Origin of the sequence: Candidatus Angelobacter sp. (assembly GCA_035607015.1) — a bacterium.
In the GTDB taxonomy this organism is placed as follows: Bacteria; Verrucomicrobiota; Verrucomicrobiia; order Limisphaerales; family AV2; genus AV2.
Genome location: DATNDF010000095.1, coordinates 1 through 19278, shown reverse-complemented (window position 1 = coordinate 19278; position 19278 = coordinate 1). Strand labels below are relative to the sequence as shown.

The 19278-nt window shown below is 58.7% G+C and carries 20 protein-coding genes; 14 read left to right on the top strand and 6 right to left on the bottom strand.

Translation table 11 applies throughout. The features are described 5' to 3' along the window. The 6 genes from VN887_04010 to VN887_03985 all read left to right on the top strand — a co-directional run. Positions 1-300 (top strand): hypothetical protein (locus VN887_04010; GenBank protein ID HXT39169.1); only part of this gene is annotated, 300 nt, incomplete at its 5' end. A gap of 29 nt (positions 301-329) precedes the next feature. Beyond that, positions 330-1169 carry a hypothetical protein gene (locus tag VN887_04005; GenBank protein ID HXT39168.1) on the top strand — a complete coding sequence of 280 codons (840 nt, stop codon included), beginning with the start codon at positions 330-332 and terminating at the stop codon, positions 1167-1169. Positions 1170-1269: 100 nt separating this feature from the next. Beyond that, positions 1270-2547, top strand: coding sequence for a PQQ-binding-like beta-propeller repeat protein (locus VN887_04000; protein HXT39167.1), 1278 nt, complete (start codon positions 1270-1272; stop codon positions 2545-2547). 132 nt (positions 2548-2679) lie between these two features. Then, the gene (locus VN887_03995) at positions 2680-3105 is read left to right on the top strand and encodes a DUF309 domain-containing protein (GenBank protein ID HXT39166.1); all 426 of its coding nucleotides are present in this window, start codon (positions 2680-2682) and stop codon (positions 3103-3105) included. Positions 3106-3257: 152 nt separating this feature from the next. Further along, a complete protein-coding gene (gene bioB / locus VN887_03990) occupies positions 3258-4301 on the top strand; it encodes a biotin synthase BioB (GenBank protein ID HXT39165.1) in 1044 nt (347 codons plus the stop codon). Positions 4302-4346: 45 nt separating this feature from the next. Further along, the gene (locus tag VN887_03985) at positions 4347-5135 is read left to right on the top strand and encodes a M14 family metallocarboxypeptidase (GenBank protein ID HXT39164.1); all 789 of its coding nucleotides are present in this window, start codon (positions 4347-4349) and stop codon (positions 5133-5135) included. A gap of 37 nt (positions 5136-5172) precedes the next feature. On the opposite strand, the gene VN887_03980 is transcribed toward VN887_03985, so the two are convergent. From VN887_03980 to VN887_03970, 3 genes are all read right to left on the bottom strand, one after another. Continuing rightward, entirely contained in the window at positions 5173-5556 is a 384-nt protein-coding gene (locus VN887_03980) for a hypothetical protein (protein HXT39163.1), read from the bottom strand. A gap of 277 nt (positions 5557-5833) precedes the next feature. Beyond that, positions 5834-8854, bottom strand: coding sequence for a PVC-type heme-binding CxxCH protein (locus VN887_03975; GenBank protein HXT39162.1), 3021 nt, complete (start codon positions 8852-8854; stop codon positions 5834-5836). A gap of 7 nt (positions 8855-8861) precedes the next feature. Further along, complete coding sequence (locus VN887_03970; protein HXT39161.1) at positions 8862-9809, bottom strand: GDSL-type esterase/lipase family protein; 948 nt, start codon at positions 9807-9809, stop codon at positions 8862-8864. Between the two features lie 544 nt (positions 9810-10353). Between VN887_03970 and VN887_03965 the strand changes: the two genes are divergently transcribed. After that, positions 10354-11916 carry a hypothetical protein gene (locus VN887_03965; protein ID HXT39160.1) on the top strand — a complete coding sequence of 521 codons (1563 nt, stop codon included), beginning with the start codon at positions 10354-10356 and terminating at the stop codon, positions 11914-11916. A 1-nt stretch (position 11917) separates the two neighbouring features. On the opposite strand, the gene VN887_03960 is transcribed toward VN887_03965, so the two are convergent. The 3 genes from VN887_03960 to VN887_03950 all read right to left on the bottom strand — a co-directional run bounded on the left by VN887_03960 (position 11918) and on the right by VN887_03950 (position 14715). Then, a complete protein-coding gene (locus VN887_03960; protein HXT39159.1) occupies positions 11918-13174 on the bottom strand; it encodes a PQQ-binding-like beta-propeller repeat protein in 1257 nt (418 codons plus the stop codon). Positions 13175-13328: 154 nt separating this feature from the next. Beyond that, positions 13329-14291, bottom strand: coding sequence for a 2-dehydropantoate 2-reductase (locus tag VN887_03955; GenBank protein ID HXT39158.1), 963 nt, complete (start codon positions 14289-14291; stop codon positions 13329-13331). Positions 14292-14427: 136 nt separating this feature from the next. Next, positions 14428-14715: an HU family DNA-binding protein gene (locus VN887_03950; protein ID HXT39157.1), complete on the bottom strand. Its 288-nt coding sequence runs from the start codon at positions 14713-14715 to the stop codon at positions 14428-14430. A gap of 262 nt (positions 14716-14977) precedes the next feature. Between VN887_03950 and VN887_03945 the strand changes: the two genes are divergently transcribed. From VN887_03945 to VN887_03915, 7 genes are all read left to right on the top strand, one after another. Next, positions 14978-15988, top strand: a complete 1011-nt coding sequence (locus VN887_03945) for a serine/threonine-protein kinase (protein HXT39156.1) — start codon at positions 14978-14980, stop codon at positions 15986-15988. 6 nt (positions 15989-15994) lie between these two features. Next, complete coding sequence (locus VN887_03940) at positions 15995-16885, top strand: carbon-nitrogen hydrolase (protein ID HXT39155.1); 891 nt, start codon at positions 15995-15997, stop codon at positions 16883-16885. A gap of 48 nt (positions 16886-16933) precedes the next feature. Beyond that, positions 16934-17092, top strand: a complete 159-nt coding sequence (locus VN887_03935) for a hypothetical protein (GenBank protein ID HXT39154.1) — start codon at positions 16934-16936, stop codon at positions 17090-17092. Next, positions 17089-17214: a hypothetical protein gene (locus VN887_03930; GenBank protein HXT39153.1), complete on the top strand. Its 126-nt coding sequence runs from the start codon at positions 17089-17091 to the stop codon at positions 17212-17214. Before VN887_03935 ends, VN887_03930 begins: the two co-directional genes overlap by 4 nt. A 1-nt stretch (position 17215) precedes the next feature. Next, the gene (locus VN887_03925; protein HXT39152.1) at positions 17216-18070 is read left to right on the top strand and encodes an SDR family oxidoreductase; all 855 of its coding nucleotides are present in this window, start codon (positions 17216-17218) and stop codon (positions 18068-18070) included. Continuing rightward, positions 18057-18965 carry a tRNA glutamyl-Q(34) synthetase GluQRS gene (gene gluQRS / locus VN887_03920; GenBank protein HXT39151.1) on the top strand — a complete coding sequence of 303 codons (909 nt, stop codon included), beginning with the start codon at positions 18057-18059 and terminating at the stop codon, positions 18963-18965. The genes VN887_03925 and gluQRS overlap by 14 nt, the downstream gene beginning before the upstream one ends. Positions 18966-19091: 126 nt before the next feature. Further along, a partial coding sequence (locus VN887_03915) for a hypothetical protein (GenBank protein ID HXT39150.1) occupies positions 19092-19278 on the top strand: 187 nt, incomplete at its 3' end.

Sequence of the window (19278 nt, the reverse complement as noted above, 5' to 3'; positions counted from 1 at the left end):
TTCCTCAGGCAATGGGACAGGTTCAAACGGTACCCCTGGGGAGTGCTCGCCCATTGCGCGCACGTTTACGGTCTGGGTACGTTCGAAGCCGGTGTCGAGGTGCCGCGCGCGCGCGTTACTCTTGCCACGCGGATTTCTCGGGAGAAATGTCGTCGGATCAATCTGGGTTATCGTGATCCTGACACAATCCATGTTAAAGACTTCGCCGGACGCGAGGCCGAAGGCGTGTTGCTTGTCCCGAAAGCGGGAGAAACCCTGTTTCGTCTCGAGGATCCACCTGGATGGGCGACCGAGAATTGATTGCCGCGGCACCGTCATTCAACCGAATCATGAAAACGATAAATCGAGTCGGCGTTTGTGTGACGGCTGCTTTTATGTCGTCGGCCCCGATGGCAACGGACCTGCGGGCCGCGGATGGACTCTCGGTTGTTTGGACGAACAACATGCTTGCCGTTTCGGGATCGAAAATCCCCGGCGGCAAAGTGGACATCTGGTATCTGGAAGCTTTCTGCCGCAGCGGCTCGACCCGACGCGACTGGCATCTGACAACGATTCCGCACGGAACGGAATTGACGTTTGCGAGCAAGGACCGGCGACACGTGCGATTGCGAACACTGATCGAGCCGGACGTAGAAGTGCTGCACGAAATCCGTGCGGGGAAGGATGACGTGGATTTCCGGGTGACGCTCAGGAATCGCGGCCGCGAGTTTGCGGATGTGCAGTGGTTCCAGCCATGCATGCGGGTGGATCGGTTCACCGGCTGCAATCAGTCCAACTACATCACCAGAAGCTTCATTTTTACCGAGCAAGGCTTGATCACGCTGGATAATACGTGCCGTGCAGAAGATGCCCTGTATCACGGTGGCCAGGTTTATGTTCCCATGGGAGTCAATCTCGAAGATGTGAATCCGCGACCGATCAGTCCGGACCGGCCAACCAACGGGCTCATTGGCTGTTTTTCTTCAGACAGCCGATACCTGCTAGCGATGGGGTGGGACAAAACACAGGAATTGTTTCAAGGTGTGATTGTCTGCCTGCACAACGACCCGCGGGTCGGCGGACTCAAGCCCGGGGAGGTCAAGCAGCTTCACGGCAAGGTTTACTTCATGCGGAATGATCCGCGTGCGTTATTGAAAAGATACCGGCGCGATTTTCCGGCCGGGAAGTAGCAGGCGATTCGGCGCTGTGTTCAAGGACACGGACGGATTTTGTTTTCCTACCGGGGCGTTCCTGCTTGACGCCATGTTCGTTTGCCCGTGAATTCGCCACATGATTTTTCGGGTGCGTCACGGGGTGATCCTGTTTTTTGCCGGCTCGTTGCTTCACGTCCTGGCCTTCGACTGGCCGCAGTGGCGGGGTCCGGCACGTACGGGCCACGTTCCGGATGACGAAGCGGTTCCTGATCGACTGACGGCGGAAACAAGAGTCTTGTGGCGGATCAAGATCGGTGAGGGATTGGCGTCGCCCGTCCTGGCGCGCGGCAGGGTTTATTATTTTGACAACCCGAGCGGCAAGGAAACCCTTCACGCGATTGATGTCGCATCGGCGCGGGAATTCTGGCGCAAGGAAATTGATGACCCGTTCAAGGATATGCAGGGACCCAGCGGCCCACGATGCACGCCCATTGTGGACGACGACCGCGTGTACGCGCTCTCGTGCAAGGGAGAGTTGCAGTGTTTGAAAGCCACTGACGGCCGGCGGATCTGGAGGACCAATTTCACGAACGATTTTGGTGCTGTGTTCATAGGTGAGAAAGGTAACGCGTCAGGGGCGACGCGCCACGGCAACAATGGCTCGCCCCTGGTTGACAACGACTTTCTCTACGTGTGCGTTGGCGGGACGAACGGAGCCGGCGTGGTCTGTTTTGAAAAGCACACTGGCAGGGTGGTCTGGAAATCGCAAAACGATCAGGCCGCCTATGCGGCGCCCATCATCGCAACTTTGGCCGGCGAACGCCAGTTGATTTGTTTCACCGTTGAAGGATTGATCGCTCTTGACCCGAAGGACGGCAGACTGTTTTGGCGTATTCCAATCAAGACAGCGTTGGGGCGGCACGTGACCACGCCGGTCGTTTACAACAACCTCGTCGTGGCGGGTTCGCACCAGGCCGGTCTGGTCGGAGTCAGAGTTTCGCTCGATGCCACAGGTTTCAAGGCGGAACAGGCATGGTTGAGCAAGGAATCGGCGATGAACTTCGCCAGTCCGGTGGCGGTAGGCAAATATCTTTATGGACTCGGCCCGCGAGGCAACGTCATCTGTGTCGATCTTGAGTCGGGCAAACTACTCTGGTCGCGAGAGGGTATCATTTCTACGCCGGCCGACAAGGCACACGCGGCATTTCTGGTCATGCGAAACAAGATTCTGATTTTGACGGACAGCGGACAACTCGTTCTCATGGCCGCCGATCCGCACGAATTCCGGGAATCTGGTCGGGCTCAAGTTTGCGCGATGAACTGGTGCAACCCCGCCTACGCCGACGGCAGACTATATGTGCGCGATGGCATCCGCGGAGACGGCGAACTGGTGTGCGTGGCTTTGTTGCCCTGAGACGTCCTGCCGGCTCGAGAACTGCTGGCTCGGGGCAAGGGCATGTTTTCCAGCGCGCGACAACCTTCGCTTTGCCTCGGTCTCGCTCGAATGAACTCGCCGGCGGATTCATGACCGTGCTAGCGTCGCCTGATGGGCAAGAAAACCGCGCAGGTTGAGAAATTGATTGAAGACTGTCGGGGCCGGGACCTAGACGCGCACTATCTCGCTTATTTCGAGTGCTTCAATCAAGGTCTATTTTACGAGGCCCACGATGTCCTGGAACAGCTCTGGTTACCGGAACGTGGAAGGCCGAACGGCGCCTTTTATCAGGGTCTGATTCAATTGGCGGGCGCGTTCGTGCATTTACAAAAGAACCGCACGAAGCCGGCTGTCTCCTTGCTCAGGCTGGCGTCAACAAACCTTGAAAAGTACCCTCCCACTCACAAACATCTCGATCTGCGGGATGTCCGCGCCTTGATTGATGATTGGCTGGAGAAATTGGAGCCGTGCGGATTCGCGGACAATCCGCTAATGGCGGGCGACGCGCCGCGGTTGTCACTCCCGGAACCAGAATGAGGCCGCTCGGCTCGAGAGCGTTCTTCAAAGGCTTGCAACGCCCGGCTCGTTCGGTATCGTGTCAACCACGGAAGTTGAGATGGTTGACGCCATGCGTGTTATGCTTTTGCTTCCGGACAGGCCGAGCCAACTAGAACAACACAACGTTACCGATGCCCGACGATATCCGTTACAACTGGCAACTTGAGGAAATCCGCTCGATCCATGACGCACCGCTTCTCGATTTGGTCTTCCGCGCAGCAGGCGTGCATCGGCGCCATCACGACGATCGCGAGGTCCAGGTCTGCAAACTGATTTCCATCAAAACCGGCGCTTGCCCCGAGGATTGCGGGTATTGCTCCCAATCATCCCATTACGACACCGGCATTGAAGCGCAGGCGTTGATGGATAACGACGCGGTGACGGACATCGCGCGTCGCGCGAAGGAAAACGGAGTCACCCGGATTTGCATGGGCGCGGCCTGGCGCGAGGTGCGGGACGGTCCGCAGTTCGATTGCGTGCTCGACATGGTGAAAGGAGTCACGGCGATGGGCCTCGAAGTTTGCTGCACGTTGGGTATGCTCACTGAAGCTCAGGCTAAACGCCTTGAGGAGGCGGGCCTCTTCGCCTACAACCACAACCTCGACACGTCTGAAGAACATTACAAAGCCATCATCACCACTCGCACGTATCAGGACCGGTTGGGGACGCTGCAAAACGTCCGGAAAACGAGTGTCACGGTCTGCTGCGGAGGTATTCTCGGCCTGGGTGAAACAGTCGAAGACCGTGTTTCCATGCTCCGAACACTCGCAACTATGCATCCGCACCCGGAATCGGTTCCTGTCAACATTCTCTCCAAAGTGCCCGGCACGCCGCTTGCCGACCAGCCTGACGTGCCGTTTGACGTGACGCTGCGAATGATTGCCACGGCACGGGTTGTGATGCCGGCGTCCGTCGTGCGTCTCTCCGCGGGACGGGCGCGTCTCAGTTTGTCCGAACAGGCATTGTGCTTTTTGGCGGGCGCAAATTCGATTTTTTCCAGCGATACCGGGACGATGCTGACCAGTGCGGTGCCCTCGCCCGATTATGATGCGGACCGTGACATGCTGAAATTACTTGGCCTGAAAATGCGGCCACCGTTCAAGGAGCGGCGGCATTTCGCCGACTCTGACAGGATCAGGATCAGCGCGTCGTCGCCTTCGAGTGGTGTTGTTTGAGAACCCTCTGCCTTGAGGCCCACAAGCGACAGTTTATTTTCTGGCATGTCGCATACGATTCAACGTCTCGGCAGAAACAAAAACGCCTACCTGGGCGAGACTGTTGATATCAACCGGATTTTACAGGACGATCTCACTGCCGCCCGGGAATATCATTGGCAAATCGAAGAGATTCCGGTGCCTCAGAAGCCGGTCCTGTTTGCCTTCCGCCGGGCGGCCGCGAGGACGGACTGCAAGACGCGGAAGATTTATATCTCGACCGGCATCCACGGAGACGAACCAGCCGGCCCGCTCGCGGTCTGTCAGTTGTTGCGGCTAAACCGCTGGCCTGCGGACGCGGACATCTGGCTGTGCCCCTGCCTGAATCCGACCGGCTTTCCCCTTAACCGTCGCGAGAACGTGGACGGCGTGGATCTCAATCGCGACTACCGCCACCTCAAGTCGGCGGAAGTTCGGGCGCACGTCACCTGGCTGGAAAGGCAGCCACGCTTTGACCTGACGTTGTGTCTCCACGAAGACTGGGAGGCGCACGGATTCTACGTTTATGAAGTTAATCCGGATGATGAACCGTCTTTGAGCGGCAAAATGATAGAAGCGGTTTCAAAAGTCTGCCCGATCGACCGGTCGCCAGTCATTGAAGACCGTCCGGCGCAGGGGGGCATCATTCGGCCAGACCTTGATCCATTGAAGCGCCCACAGTGGCCGGAGGCTTTCTACCTCATTATGAACAAAACCCGACACAGTTACACACTGGAAGCGCCGTCAGACTTCCCGTTGTCGGCGCGGATAGCGGCACTGGCCGATGCCACTAGAACAGCATTGGATAAAATCTGACCGCGTCATCCGTAACTGCTCTGACCGGAAGGTCAAATTACCACGACGACCACCTCTGCAGAAGGCTTGTTTTGGGATGGAGCACTTCGAGCGTGCGGTGTTTGACCTTAATTTGGCCCAACGTGGCATGCCATGCAATGTAGATCAGGTGCCACTGATGTTCGAGATTTCGCAACGCACCCTCGTTCGATTGGCTCAGGCTGCGAAGGGAAGGGGCGTTGTTCATCATCGTGTGAACGTCGTCCTTCGCGGGTGAGCTGCATTCCCCGGAGGAGAAGATCAATTCCAATTCCTGGACAATAACGCCCTTCAATTCCAGAAAATGGTCTTCGTCCGAAGGGTCGAACCGCTTGGCGCGGGCGAGGCTTATGAAATGAGCAAGGTGCCTCCATGATTCCAAATGGTTTTCAACATGGAACACTATATCGTCCGTTTCCTCACGGTGCGGGTCCACTCTGTGAGGCGCAATTGACGGCCGGCCTCGTCCATATCGTTGAGTTGCAAGGCTTGTCATAGTCGGTGGTGCGAAACGGCTCGTAGTAACCTGTAGTTTCGGGTTCCAGTTTTCATCAAAAGTGCGCTGGCCCCGCCCACGATGTTATTGAAAGCCTTCATTTCCCGGGACCGTCCGGAAGCATCGGGAGTGCCGTGTTTGTTGCCTATTTGTGATCGAAGCGAGATCATTGGCGGCTTTTCACCTATTTGGGCCTCCCCAACTCTGAGAGAAAGCGAATGAGGTCACGGAATTCCGTGCGGGTAAGGGTGTCAGCCAGGCCCATTGGCATCACCGAACCGTTCTGCTTCTTTTCCTTAACCGCATCCAGACGCAATCGGACTTCCTTGGACTGGAGCACGTCCCGAAGCACGAGTTCGTCTCGTGTTTCGGCAATTTGATACCCTTGATATTCCTCTCCGTCCGTCATCAGGACAGAAATGGACATAAACCCTTCTTTGATTTCTCTCTGCGGTTCCAGGACCGCGCCGATGATGAACTCCACGGTTTGCGCGGTCCCGAGCGCGCTCAGATCGGGGCCGATCCGACCTCCCTGGCCATTTACGGTGTGACAAGCGCTACAACCGAGTTCGGGTCGGAGAAAGATTTCCCGTCCGAGCCCGGAGTCGCCGCGAGAACGGACCTCCGCGGCAAAGGCGTCGAGGTCTTCGCTTGTCAGTCTCTGTGCCGTGTTCCCAAAGCCAGCCGCGTCGGCCAGGACGCGCGCCAATCGTTCGTCACGTCTGCCGCTTGCCGTCATCAAACGAAGTCCCGCCTCGGCTGCGGGCTTGGTCGGTCCCTTGGCTTGAAATGCGTCCGACAGCGCCGACGCTCCACCCTGTCGTCGCAAAAATGCAGAAAAGATTTCCCCAAACCCGGAGTCAGGCAGCCCGCTATCCCCCGGCACGTTGTCGACGGAAGAGAAAGGGTCGAATGACGTGTGGTGCAGAAACTCGGCTGCCTTGACGGCCGCGTCCCGCAGATTGAATTCGGCCAACAACGCAATCGCCTCGCTTTGTATCAAAGGCGCGTCTTCACTTGCGAGACGCAGCAGCGATTTCTGGCTGCGATCTCCGCCAAGTGATGCCAGGGCTTGGACGGCGGCGCGGCGGCTTTTTGTGTCGGCACCCTTGTCGAAGGCAGAGGCTTCAGCCGAAGAGCGAAAGGTCTCAAGCCTCCAGACACCGGCGAGCTTGAGTGCTTCAGTGCGCAGTTGGAGGTTTTCACTCGCGACAAGCGGACGGAGCGGGGCCACAAGGTCGCCCGTCGGCCGCAAGCCGCGGACGCGCGTAACGATAGCCAGTTCTTGCAGCATACGGGCCTGCAGCGGTGCATCGGAAAGCGTCAGCAGGCTCGCCAGATCGTCCGGGTCACCGTGCTCGACGAGCATGATGAGATAGGCTTCGCGTGCTGCGGAGTCCACAGAATCCGATTTGAGAAGGTCGCGCGCCACCTGAAGAGTATCGCGCGTCCCGTCCCCTCGAACGAGAAGGTCAATACGTGACAGTTTGTTCTCCATCTTTAGAGTTCCCGCCCTGAACAACGGCAGCCAGTAGGGCTTCAGGGCGAAGACCGCCTGGTTCAGTGCGTAGGCTAGAAACTTGTCCGTTGGATAATCCGCAGCGACAGATGCGACTTCCATCGCCTCCGCGCTGGTTACATACGTGCAAGCCACGACGGCGTGCAGTCGCACTCGCGGATTGTCGTCGGCCACGAGTGGGCGCAACAACGCCAGGGGATCTGCGAGCCGATCAGCCCAGGTGCCAACGACACTTGCGGCGTAGGCGCGCGCTTCCGGATTGGACGCGCGGCACAGACGGGCGAGGAGTTCGGGCGCGACTGCTTCATGACTTTGATACACTCCGAGTGCCTCGATCAGGTCATGTTCGGACAAATCAGGTTGCGCTATCCATCCTTTGAGAGCCGTGGTCACCTGTTCAACAGGCCGATCAGCGAGCACGCGCTTTGCGAAGTGTCGTGTCCAGCGATCCGGCGATTTCAGATACGCCAGCAATTTTTCGACGGACGCACCGGCCAGTTGCGGCGCTTGGGTGAACGCCCGACCTTTGGCTGTCACGCGCCAGATGCGACCGTGCGTCTTGTCACGGTTGGGATCACGGAAGCTCGCTTGATAATGGCCAATGACGGGGTTAAACCAGTCACAAATATAAAGCGAGCCGTCTGGTGCAAACTTGACGTCTACCGGGCGGAAGCTGCGGTCGGTGGACTTGATCAGCGGCGGCAAATCTTCGAGGACGAAGCCCGCGCCGTCCTGGCTGATCTTCAGCGACCACACCGCGTTGTTTATGTAGCCTCCGACGATGAGCGCACCTTGCCAGGCGTCTGGAAAGTGCGCCGTGCCGACGATGTCGCCGCCGCTCACCTTGCGCCCATTCCCGTTTTTCCAGATCAACGCAGGCCCGTCGTCGCGATGGTTGACGATGAGGCCGGGAACGGGATAAATGGCCGAGCTGTTGTTGCCGGCGAGGACGATGGGTTCACCCCAATCCGTAAAGACAAACCCCCATGGATTCTGGGGCTCGTGTTCGGAACCATAGAAACCTTCGAGCCTTAAGCGGCGCGGCCACAACCGCCAGATGCCGGCCTGCTCCAGCCGTGTGATTCCCCAGGGTGTTTCGACGTGGGAACGGATATGCAGCCCCTGCGAGAACCACAATTCGCCAGCGGGGCCAAAAAGGAATGAGTTGATCATCTGGTGCGCGTCCCCCGTCCCGAAGCCACGCAGCACGACTCGGCGTTCATCTGCCTTGTCATCACCGTCCGTGTCTTTCAGGAAAAGCAATTCGGTGCCCTGGCCGACGTAAACGCCGCGGTCACCCAATTCAATGCCCGTCGGAATCATGAGGCCGTCCGCGAATACCGTGGTCTTGTCAACATGCCCGTCCCCATTCGTGTCCTCGAGGACGAGGACCTTGTCGTTCGGCACCTGACCGGGTTCAATTTGCGGGTAAACGGTGCTCCCGATAACCCACAACCGGCCGCGCGCATCGAAGCGCATCTGGATCGGCTTCACGACGCCCTCGTTCTCCGAGGCGAACAGATTCACTTCAAAGCCGTCTGCGATCTGGAATGCGGCCCGTTCCGATGCGGGATCGTCGAGATCGGCCGCGCCCACACAAACTCCCGCGACAGAAACGACACCGAGCAATAACCGTGAGACACGCGGCACCCGCCCCGACAAGAGTGGAGATAATCTGGACATCATACAGTCCTCATAATTGCAACTCGTCCGCCTGTTTCGCGATCTCGCGCTCCTTCGCTTCAATCATCGGAACAAACTTTTCCATCTCCGCCGGAAACCAACGGATTCTTGGATCACGATGGTCGCGGCTGCTGGGCTGTTCGGTCCGATCGCCTCCGAGGAACGCCCAGTTTTCCGGTCGCCAGTAATTGAACCAAATTCGATTCTTGGCCACGACCACCTGACGGAGCCGTTCGAGCCGTATGTTTGGCCAGATCCCATTGTCGTCCGGTGCCCCTGCCGCGGCCGCCAAACTGACAAGTCCAAGCTGGCGAACGAACGCCGCCGCGGCCAGCGCGTGGCCGTGCGGAGTCAGTTGCAGGCCATCCCCGGTCAACCGCGGTTCCTGATGTGATTCACCACCCAGTTCGTTGAACAGATCCACGATCGGCAGGTGGCGTTCGCGTGCCAGTTTGTGAATTGCTTGTGAATAGACCGCCAGGTCGGGGTTGCGTTTGGACAAATCCGGGAGCAATCCGCCGCTTCGCTCAAACGGCGGGGGAGTGACGAGAACTAGTCTGGGTGTCAACTCGGCGCATTCGTTGAGCAAATGGCCGTAATCGCGGACAAAATCGGACAACCCGGCCCGGCCGCTCAAGGATTCACAGCGTCCGAACTGAACTATAATGACCGTTGCGGCGGCGCGTTTAAGATGAAACTGGAGCGATGGAAAGCCGACATCGCGTGGTTGCGCGTGGACGGTGTCTCCTTCCCAGCCAAAATTGCGGAAGCGCACGTCCAGTCCGTGATATCTGGCCGTCAGCAATGTTTCCAAATGACCAGACTCGAGCGCCGCCGCGACGTCTGCGCCGCCGACGAATGCGACGACATCACCCTTTTGCAAAGTGAAACGACTGCCAGTGAAAGCCTCACGCCGCCCCTCGATCTTATGGTCCGTTGGACCAGGCCCGTCCGTCACGCGACCGGCAGCATTCAATTTGGCTGACGGATGCATCAACAAGAACAAGGCGGCAAGCAGCAAATCGCGCCTCCTGCGTCGCGCTCTTGGAGCCGACAAAAGATGATCCGTCAGGCGTCGGGGCATGGGAGATATTGTAGACGCGCGCGCGGATTGGCGAAAGGTTTTTACGGAAGGCTGATTAAGTTCTAACAGGCCGATCGAGTCGGGTCCATTTGAAGTCTGGCTCCGTTCATGGCCCGGGCGCTAACCGGAACCGGATTGGACCTTCAACAAATGTTTCAGGTTACTTGTCGGAAAATACCCTGGTACTCGATCAGGGACAGACCTTTCGCGAGACCGCCGGGTCAGATCGAGGGAAAGATTCGGACAACTGGCGCAGTCGAAAAAGCGCCGACTCCACTTTCACATGGACCTTCGTCAGGTTGAATCCAGCGGCGATCGTCGAACCTGTTACGACGCGTCCACAAGACTCTTGACGCAATCAACAATCGGCGTATGAGGAAAGCATGGGTATGGAAAGCCATTCCACCGGACAACCATTATGAATGTGACGACCACCCGTCGAATGTTTCTTGCTGACGTTGGAAGAGGGATGTTGGTGGCGACAGTCGGCCGCGAACTTGCCCACGGACTGGGATTGACCAGAGCGCTGGGAGAGGAAACCACCGATGCGCTCACGTTTGGCTCGCTTGAGCCGTTGGTGTGTTTGATGCAGGAGACGCCGGCCAATCGGCTGTTGGCTGTCCTCACAGATCGATTGCAAGCGGGCGTTGAATTGCGGGAATTGGTCGCGGCCGCCGCCTTTGCCAACGCGCGCACTTTTGGGGGCGAGGATTATGTCGGGTTCCACACGATGATGGCTCTGGCGCCTGCGTTCCATATGGCGAAGGAATTGCCAGACGCCCTGAAACCACTGCCGGTCTTCAAGGTTCTGTACCGCAATACCAACCGCATCCAGGAGCACGGTGGACGCAAGCAGGAGGTCCTGCACGTCGTTCAACCGGTGACACTGCCCGAAAATCGGATCGGTGGAGAGCTGCTCCGGGAGGCCGTTCGGCGCAAAGACGTGAACGCAGCTGAACAGACCTTTGCGCGCCTCGCGCAGCTTTCACCTGAAGACGCGTTCAATCAGTTGTTGTTTGCGGTGCAGGATAGCACGGAAGTGCACCGCGTTGTGCTGCCTTACCGGGCGTGGGATCTGTTGGGACTCATCGGAAGGGAGCAGGCCCACGCCCTGTTGCGACAGTCGGTCCGATACTGCGTCAAAGCGGAATCGTGGCAGCACACAGCAAAGTGGGATGAGCCACGCACGTTACTGCCAAAGATGCTTGAAGAATACAAACTGACCGATCGTTCGTCCGGAGAGCGGCGGGCGGATGACGGCTGGGTCGACCAGATGAGCCAGACCATTTTCAGGTCCACTCCTGCACAGGCTGCCGAGGTGGCGGCAGCGGCGCTGGCGGAAGGAATGTCGCCGGACGATCTTGGTGAAGCGATGACCCTGGCGGCGAACCAACTGATTCTGCGTGACCAGGGCCGCACACCACGAGAAGATGTGCCTGGCAAACCCGTAGGCAGCGTGCATGGCGACTCGATTGGCGTGCATGCCTGTGATTCAGCCAATGCCTGGCGCAACATGGCGCGCGTGGGCAACGCGCGGAATCGCTTCGCGAGCCTGATCCTCGGCGCCTACCAGGTTGCTCTTGACCGCACCGCACGTGGCGGTGATTTCCTGAACTGGCAGCCGCTCCCGCTCGCCCGGCACCTGGAGGAAATCAAGGCGACCGCCGCCGAAGCGTTGCTGCGTGAAGCCGATGAGGCCATTCGTGGGAATCTCCAGGCCAAAGCTGCCGCAATAATCCATCGTTACGGCGAACTTGGCCACGCGCCTCGCGCCGTGTTCGACTTGCTTTTGCGCTACGCGGTCAGTGAGGATGGCGCCTTACACGCGGAGAAATTTTACCGCACTGTTTCGGAGGAATTTGCCGGCACGCGCCGGGCCTTTCGGTGGCGTCATGTCTCGGCACTGGCGCGGGTTACCGCCAGCGAGTTTGGGCGCCCTGCTCCGGGTATGGCCGAGGCACGTTCGCTCCTGAAAGTCTGAATCATTGCACGGACTTCACGTCGTAGCACCACAACACGGCGTGGTCGCGAATGTAAAGGTGCCCGTTGGCGACGACCGGATAAGCCCACGCTTTTTCCATGTCATTGGCCTTTTTCGGCTGATCCACCGGCGTGAAGCGACCCTTCTCGTGGTAGGAGTCCGGAGACGGCTCAACCAGCGCCACGTCTCCGTTCTCACCATGCAGATAAATGCGTCCGTCCGCATAACAGAGCGAGGCTGCCTTTAGTCCGGAATCTTCCCACCTTACGCGGCCCGTGGTGAAATCGGCGCAAAGTAGCGCGCGGTCGGTCGTGCCGTAGAGACAATCCCCGACTTTTACCGTCCCCCCGATCGCGGTGGGTAACTTCGTTTCGAAATAAATCTGCTCGGGATCGACTGTGGCATCCTTGACCTTCAGCTTCACCGCGCCGCCCCCCGTGCCCGCTGAGGCAGTGTAGATGTAACCGTCGCTGGCCAGCGGTGTCGGGATGTTTGCGCCATATCGGCTGACCGCCTTTGCGAAGCGCCACAGAAACCTGCCGGTCTTTGCTTCGATACCCACCAGGCCTTTTTGCAGAAGTTGAACGTACTGCTTCACGCCACCAACCTCCACCTCGATTGCAGAGGCGAACGCGGCCTGATCGCCTTCCGGGAGCGCGCACTTCCATATCACATCGCCCGTCCGCTTGTTCAATGCCACCAGAGTGGCCTCACTGCCGCCCGGCGTGCACACCAGTGTGTCGCCGTCAATCAATGGCGATTCGGCATACGCCCAGTTGCCGGACGTGCCCGCGAAGTCATCGGTGAGACTCCGTTGCCAGCGCACTTTGCCTGAACCGACCTCCAGACATGCCAGCGCGCCATCAGAGGAGAGAGCGTAAAGGAATTCGCCATCCACCGTCGGTGTGGAGCGGGCGGCGGGGAAATTGGGCTGCTGCGCCGGCTTGCCCACCTTGCCAAGGCGCGTCTGCCAGATCCGTTTTCCGTCCTTGACCGCAAGTGCCTCCACGAATTCGTTCTCCAAACCTTCGTTCGCCAGCAAGTAGAGGTGGTCGCCGACGACGGCAGGCGTTGAGTAACCGCGGCCGATGTCAGTCGCTTCCCAGAGCAGCCGGGGTCCTTCCTTTGGCCATTCTTTGAGCAGGCCGGTTTCCTGTGAGAGTCCGTTGCGTTGCGGGCCGCGCCATTGCGGCCAGTCGTTGGCTCCGAGTGGCAATACGGTTAATAACCAGGCAAGCGTTCCGATTGAGCGTTTCATAAGATGGGTGAGTGACGGTCTATTGTTCGCACCGGCGACGCGGCGTCAAAACTATTCTGACATGCGGCGGACGCTCTCGCCAGCCAGCGATACATTCGCAGCGGACGGCTTCAACCCTATTGGAGTCGCGCTCCGGCTGCCGGCGCGTTCTTCGTCAACGCGGTTCCATCTGTCTCAACACATCGCATAGTACCGCAAGGCGCGGCGTCGGCACCTTCGCGCGCTGCGCCTGCCGCAAGGGCTCCAAAAACATGGCTTCCAGTTCCAGCGGATGGTGCCGCTCGAAATCAATCAAGGTTGACGCCTTGTATGCGCCCATCGCGCGAGTCCGGGAGATTTGCCGTTCAGCGGCTGATGCCGGTATCTTCAAGCCAAGGGCGTTGGCCACGGTGATGACCTCCTTCATCAATTCATAAACAAGTTTTTCCCAGCGCGGTTCGCCGAGCAACTGGTCGGTTGGCAGACAAGGTCCCCAGGTCACGTCGGTCCGGAGAAAACCGCTCAGCACGGTTTCGTAGCCGGCTGCGCCCGCGACACCGAGGCCGTTGAACGGGATGTTCCAGATGAGCTTCTCCCAGTGCGCGCATTCCAGATCGTCGGTGACCTTGCACGGCACACCTGCGTGACGAAAGAGCGACGCGATGTTCTGCGTGCGGGGCTCTGGCCAGCGCTGGTACTCACCCATGACGATGGTTCCGTGCGCAAGGTGCTCGACAACCCCCGGCTCCGTCCGGTTCAGGCAGACAAAGCAGAGCCCGCCCAGAATCTTTTCGCGCCCGAACAGGTCGGCGAGCCGGGCTTCGTTGCCGAGACCATTCTGCAATGTGAGCAATGCAGTGTCGGCGCCGACAAGTGGCGGCAGCAGTCTGGAAAATTGATCGTTGGCCGTCGTTTTCAATCCGATCAAAACGAGGTCGCATGGCCCGACCTCCTCCGGTGCGCGGGCGCATTTCGGATGGACACGGAAATCGCCTTCCAAGCTGCGGATTTGCAGGCCGTTGCGTCGAACGGCCTCATAATCGGACCGCAACAGAAAATGAACCATTCGTCCGTCGCGGCAGAGTTTCGCGCCGTAATAACTTCCCAGCGCTCCACAACCCACTACGCCAATCTTCATTGAAACCGATTTGTGGAGTGACGGGAGATTCGCCCGTCACGGCGTCGTATCCGGTCCAGGTCGCTCGATCACTCGTGCTCCTGAAACAAAAAGGGCACTCTGATTTCTCAGAGCGCCCCGGGGAAATCGAAAACGATTACTTGGCGTTGAGGATCGCGTCCTTAGCGGCCTTGGCAACGCGGAATTTCACGACGCGCTTGGCCGGAATCTGAATCTGTTCGCCGGTGGCCGGGTTGCGACCGATGCGAGCCTTGCGATTGACCAACACGAGTTTGCCGAGACCGGGCAGTGTGAAAGAGTTCTTGGCGTTTTTGTACGCCAGCTGCGCGATGTGTTCGAGGATTTCGACCGCCTGCTTCTTGGTAATTCCCGCTTTGCCAGCGACCTCTGCTGCGACCTGGGATTTGGAGAGTGCTTTTGCCATAGGTAAGTTTTGAATATGTTAATTGGTTAAACGTCGTCCGACTTGCGCGTATTAAAACGATTCAACACTGCCGCGCAAGGAGAAAAATCACATTTTTCCCAAGAAAAATCGCTGGATTTGCACATCGAGATCCTATTTGTCTCTGACTCCGCGTGTCGTTGAACGGCGCCCGCCGGGTCCGTCGTGAAGAAATCGCGAGGCAAAAAATTTTCCGCAAGGAGCGAAGGCTTGACTTGATGTTGGATTCTCACAACATGGCCGCGTGAGCAGTTTGTTCACGATACAATCGGAGTTTCGCTACGAAATTGTTCGCAAGATTTTCGAAGGCGGCATGGGGGTTGTCTATGAAGCGGAGCAGCACGGCGCCCGCGATTTCGTGAAGCGGGTTGCGATCAAGGTCATTCGACAAAGCTACGCCAATCAAAAAACCTTCATCGAGAATTTTATCGGGGAGGCAAAGCTGGTCGCCGATTTGATCCACACCAACATCGTCCAGACCTATCATCTCGGTTCAACCGGCCAGATTTACTTCATTGCCATGGAGATGATTCGCGGAGCCAATCTTGAACAGTTCATGCAGCAGCTGGCGGACAAACATCGCCCGCTGCCCATGGAACTGGCGGTGTTTATCGTCAGCCGCATCGCCCGCGGCCTCGCTTACGCGCATGGCAAGGTCGACAAGGACGGCAAGCTCCTGGGCATCGTGCATCGCGACGTGAGCTTCAAAAACATCATGATCGCCTTTGAAGGGGACGTGAAACTCACTGACTTCGGCATCGCCAAGGCGCGCGGGTTTTTGCAGGACAACGAGGGCGAGGTCGTGGCCGGAAAGGCGGACTTCATGAGTCCCGAACAGGCAAGTTTCAAAATCACCGACAAACGATCGGATATTTTTTCCGCGGGCGTCGTTCTGGCAAATCTCCTTCTCGGTTACAATGTCTTCAAGGGGGCGACGCCGGAGGAATCCCGCGATCGCATCATGACGCTGGCTCTGCCGGACTTCCGCAAACTCGACAGCCGCATCGACGACCGTCTCAACGAAATCCTGCAGCGCGCCCTCGTCCGGGACCTCGACCGCCGCTACCCCGACGCGGACGAGATGCTCTACGAACTGGAGCACTACATCTACCACACCGGTTACGGTCCGACCAACGAGACACTGGGCCGGTTCATTCGAGAACTGTTTGGCCAGGCGCCCATGCACACGGTGGATGAGTCGCGCGGCAGCACCATCATTCTCAACCGGACAACCAGCGTCGCGCCCCGCAGATAAGCGCAGATGAAATCCCGGTCTTCCACGGTCACGCTGGGCCTGGTGCAGACGGGTTGCTCTGCTGACCCCGCCGCGAACCTGAAAAAAACCCTGCGGGCGGTTGAACGCGCGGCCGGAGACGGCGCGCAAATCATCTGCACTCAGGAGTTGTTTCGATCCCAATACTTCTGCCAGAGCGAAGACCATAAGTACTTCGCGCTTGCGGAGCCGATTCCTGGACCGACCACTGATGCCTTTCAGAAGTTCGCGAAGAAACGCAAGGTCGTCGTCATTGCGTCGCTGTTCGAGAAGCGCGGCGCGGGCGTCTATCACAACACTGCCGCCGTGATCGACGCCGACGGCTCGTTGATGGGCATCTACCGCAAGATGCACATTCCCGATGACCCACTATTCTATGAGAAGTTTTACTTTACGCCGGGCGATCTCGGCTTCAGGGCGTGGCAGACGAAGTACGCCCGCATCGGCGTGCTGATCTGCTGGGACCAATGGTACCCCGAGGCCGCGCGCCTCACCGCGTTGCAGGGCGCACAGATTCTTTTTTATCCGACTGCCATTGGCTGGCATCCGGGCGAGAAACGGAAACACGGCGTGGCCCAGCACGACGCCTGGGAAATGATTCAACGCAGTCACGCCGTCGCCAACGGCTGCTACGTCGCGGTCGCGAACCGGACCGGACTTGAGCGCCCTGCGGGCGGTGACGGTATCGAGTTCTGGGGCCAAAGCTTTGTGTCCGGCACTTCGGGACAACTCCTTGCCAAAGCCAGCGCAAACAGAGAAGAGAATCTGATAGTGCCGGTGGACCTGAACAAAGTGGACGTGACCCGCACTCACTGGCCGTTCCTGCGTGACCGACGAATTGATGCTTACGGCGGGTTGACGAAACGGCTGCTTGACTGACGCCAGGCCCGCGTTGACCGCCCGCGCTGGATTCCGTAGCCTCATCGCATGGGCACGCTCTACTACGGCAACAACCTCGACATCCTCCGCCGCTATCTCAAGGACACCTACGGCAGCCAACCGCTTCCAACGAAGCCGCCAGCGTTGGTTTCTACGAGCACAAGACGAACGAACAGAAATTACCGCGCCCGCAACTTCGCACGATGAAAGAATTGATGGAAGGGCAGTGGATCGAACGTCCCACGAGTGCGGCAAGCCTGGACGGCACATTCAAGAATGCGCCGGAATCACAGAAAACGCACGGCGAGCAAAAAGAATTGAACATGTGACATGGCCTCTTCTCTGGCGTGGATCACCGGCGCGGCCGGACTGATCGGCAATTATCTTGTCCACACCGCTCCGCGCCTCGCTTCAAAACGGCAAGTCATCGGCCTCACCCGCGAGCAACTCGACCTGACCGATTTCAAAGTCGTTCGCCAGAAATTCCGCGAGCAAAAACCTCGGCTCATCATTCATTGCGCCGCGTTGAGCCGCAGTCCCGCCTGCGAACAAAATCCTTCGCTCGCCCGCAAACTGAATGTCGAAGTCACCGCCCGCCTGGCCGAGCTTGCCGCGGACATTCCGCTCGTCTTCTGTTCCAGCGATCTGGTGTTCGACGGCCAGCAAGGTAACTACGATGAAAGTGCACCACCAAATCCTTTGAGCGTTTACGCGGAAACGAAAGTTGCCGCCGAGCAAATCGTCCTCGCGAACCCGAAGCACACCGTCGTTCGGATGTCACTCAACGGCGGCGTTTCGCCGACCGCCGACCGTGGTTTCAACGAGGAGCTGCGGCACGCGTGGAAAAATGGAGAGACGGTGAAACTCTTCACCGACGAATTTCGGTGCCCGATGCCCGCGGCAGTGACGGCGCGGGTGGTCTGGGAACTCGTCGAACAAAATCGACGCGGCCTCTTTCACGTCGCTGGCAGCGAGCGTTTGTCTCGCTGGGAGATCGGGCAGCTCATCGCCGCGCGCTGGCCGCAGCTCTGTCCGCGACTGGAACCGGCCTCGCGCAAGGATTACTCCGGCCCGCCGCGCCCGGCGGACACGTCGCTCAACTGCGCGAAAATCCAAAAACTGCTTTCGTTTCCATTGCCTGGACTGGGTGAATGGCTGGAGACGAACCCGCATGAGCTCTTTTGAACCACCGCGGATTCGGTGTTACCGGGGCCGTCTTGCGCCGTCGCCGACGGGCTATTTGCACCTCGGCCATGCGCGCACTTTCCGGATCGCTCAACAGCGCGCGCGAAACCACGGCGGTGTTTTGATCCTGCGCAACGAAGACCTCGATCATGCCCGCTGCAAAGAGCAATTTGTCAGTGGCATGCTCGAGGACCTTCGCTGGTTTGGATTCGAGTGGAAGGAAGGGCCGGATTGCGGCGGGCCTTTCGGCCCGTACAATCAAAGTGAGCGTTTTGATATTTACCGTGGCGCGCTGGAGAAATTGCGGGATCGCGGCTTCATCTACCCCTGCACCTGCTCACGCAAGGACATTCTGAACGCGCTCAACGCTCCGCATGAAGCCGAAGACGAACCCATCTATCCCGGCACCTGCCGCCCCAACTCCAAACGCAAGACCCAAGACCAGCGGCCAAGGGCAAATTGGCGTTTTCGCGTCCCCGACGGCGAAGTCGTTTCTTTCGACGACGGACTTTTTGGTCCGCAACAATTTCTCGCTGGAAAAGATTTTGGCGATTTTGTGATCTGGCGTCACGATGATGTTCCCGCCTATCAGCTCGCTGTGGTTGTGGACGACGCGGCCATGCAGATCACTGAAGTCGTCCGTGGCGCTGATCTTCTCGTTTCGACGGCGCGGCAACTCTTGTTATATCGGGCGCTCGGCCTCGGGCCGCCGGTGTTTTGCCATTGTCCGTTGGTGACCGACGAATACGGCGTTCGTCTGGCGAAACGCCACGATGGCCTGAGTCTGCGATCGTTGCGCGCACGCGGTGGCACACCGGAACAAATCCTCGCGGGTTTGGACGTCGCGCCGGAAATGAAATCTTGCGCGAAACCGGGGCGCGTTGAACGACAATAGTCGGGACTTTGCTGAGGTGTTTTCGCGTGGCACACTGGCGCCGTAGTGAGCGCTGTCAAAATTCATTCCGGCGGGCCGAGATCACACGCGGTGGCATCTGTCCCGACGCGTTTTCAGAGACCGGCATTGTCAATTGCCTGCGAGGTGATTCGCCGGTCGGATCGCGAGCACCCGGCCGATGGCGTGTTGCGGCTTGAACTCGGAAAGCAGGCTGACCTTCCGCCCGCCATGAAGCGCGAGACGAGCGAAGCGGTTTTTTGTTACTATCGCTGGCGCGGGTGGTTGGATCGCAAGAAACCACTGGAGTCACGGC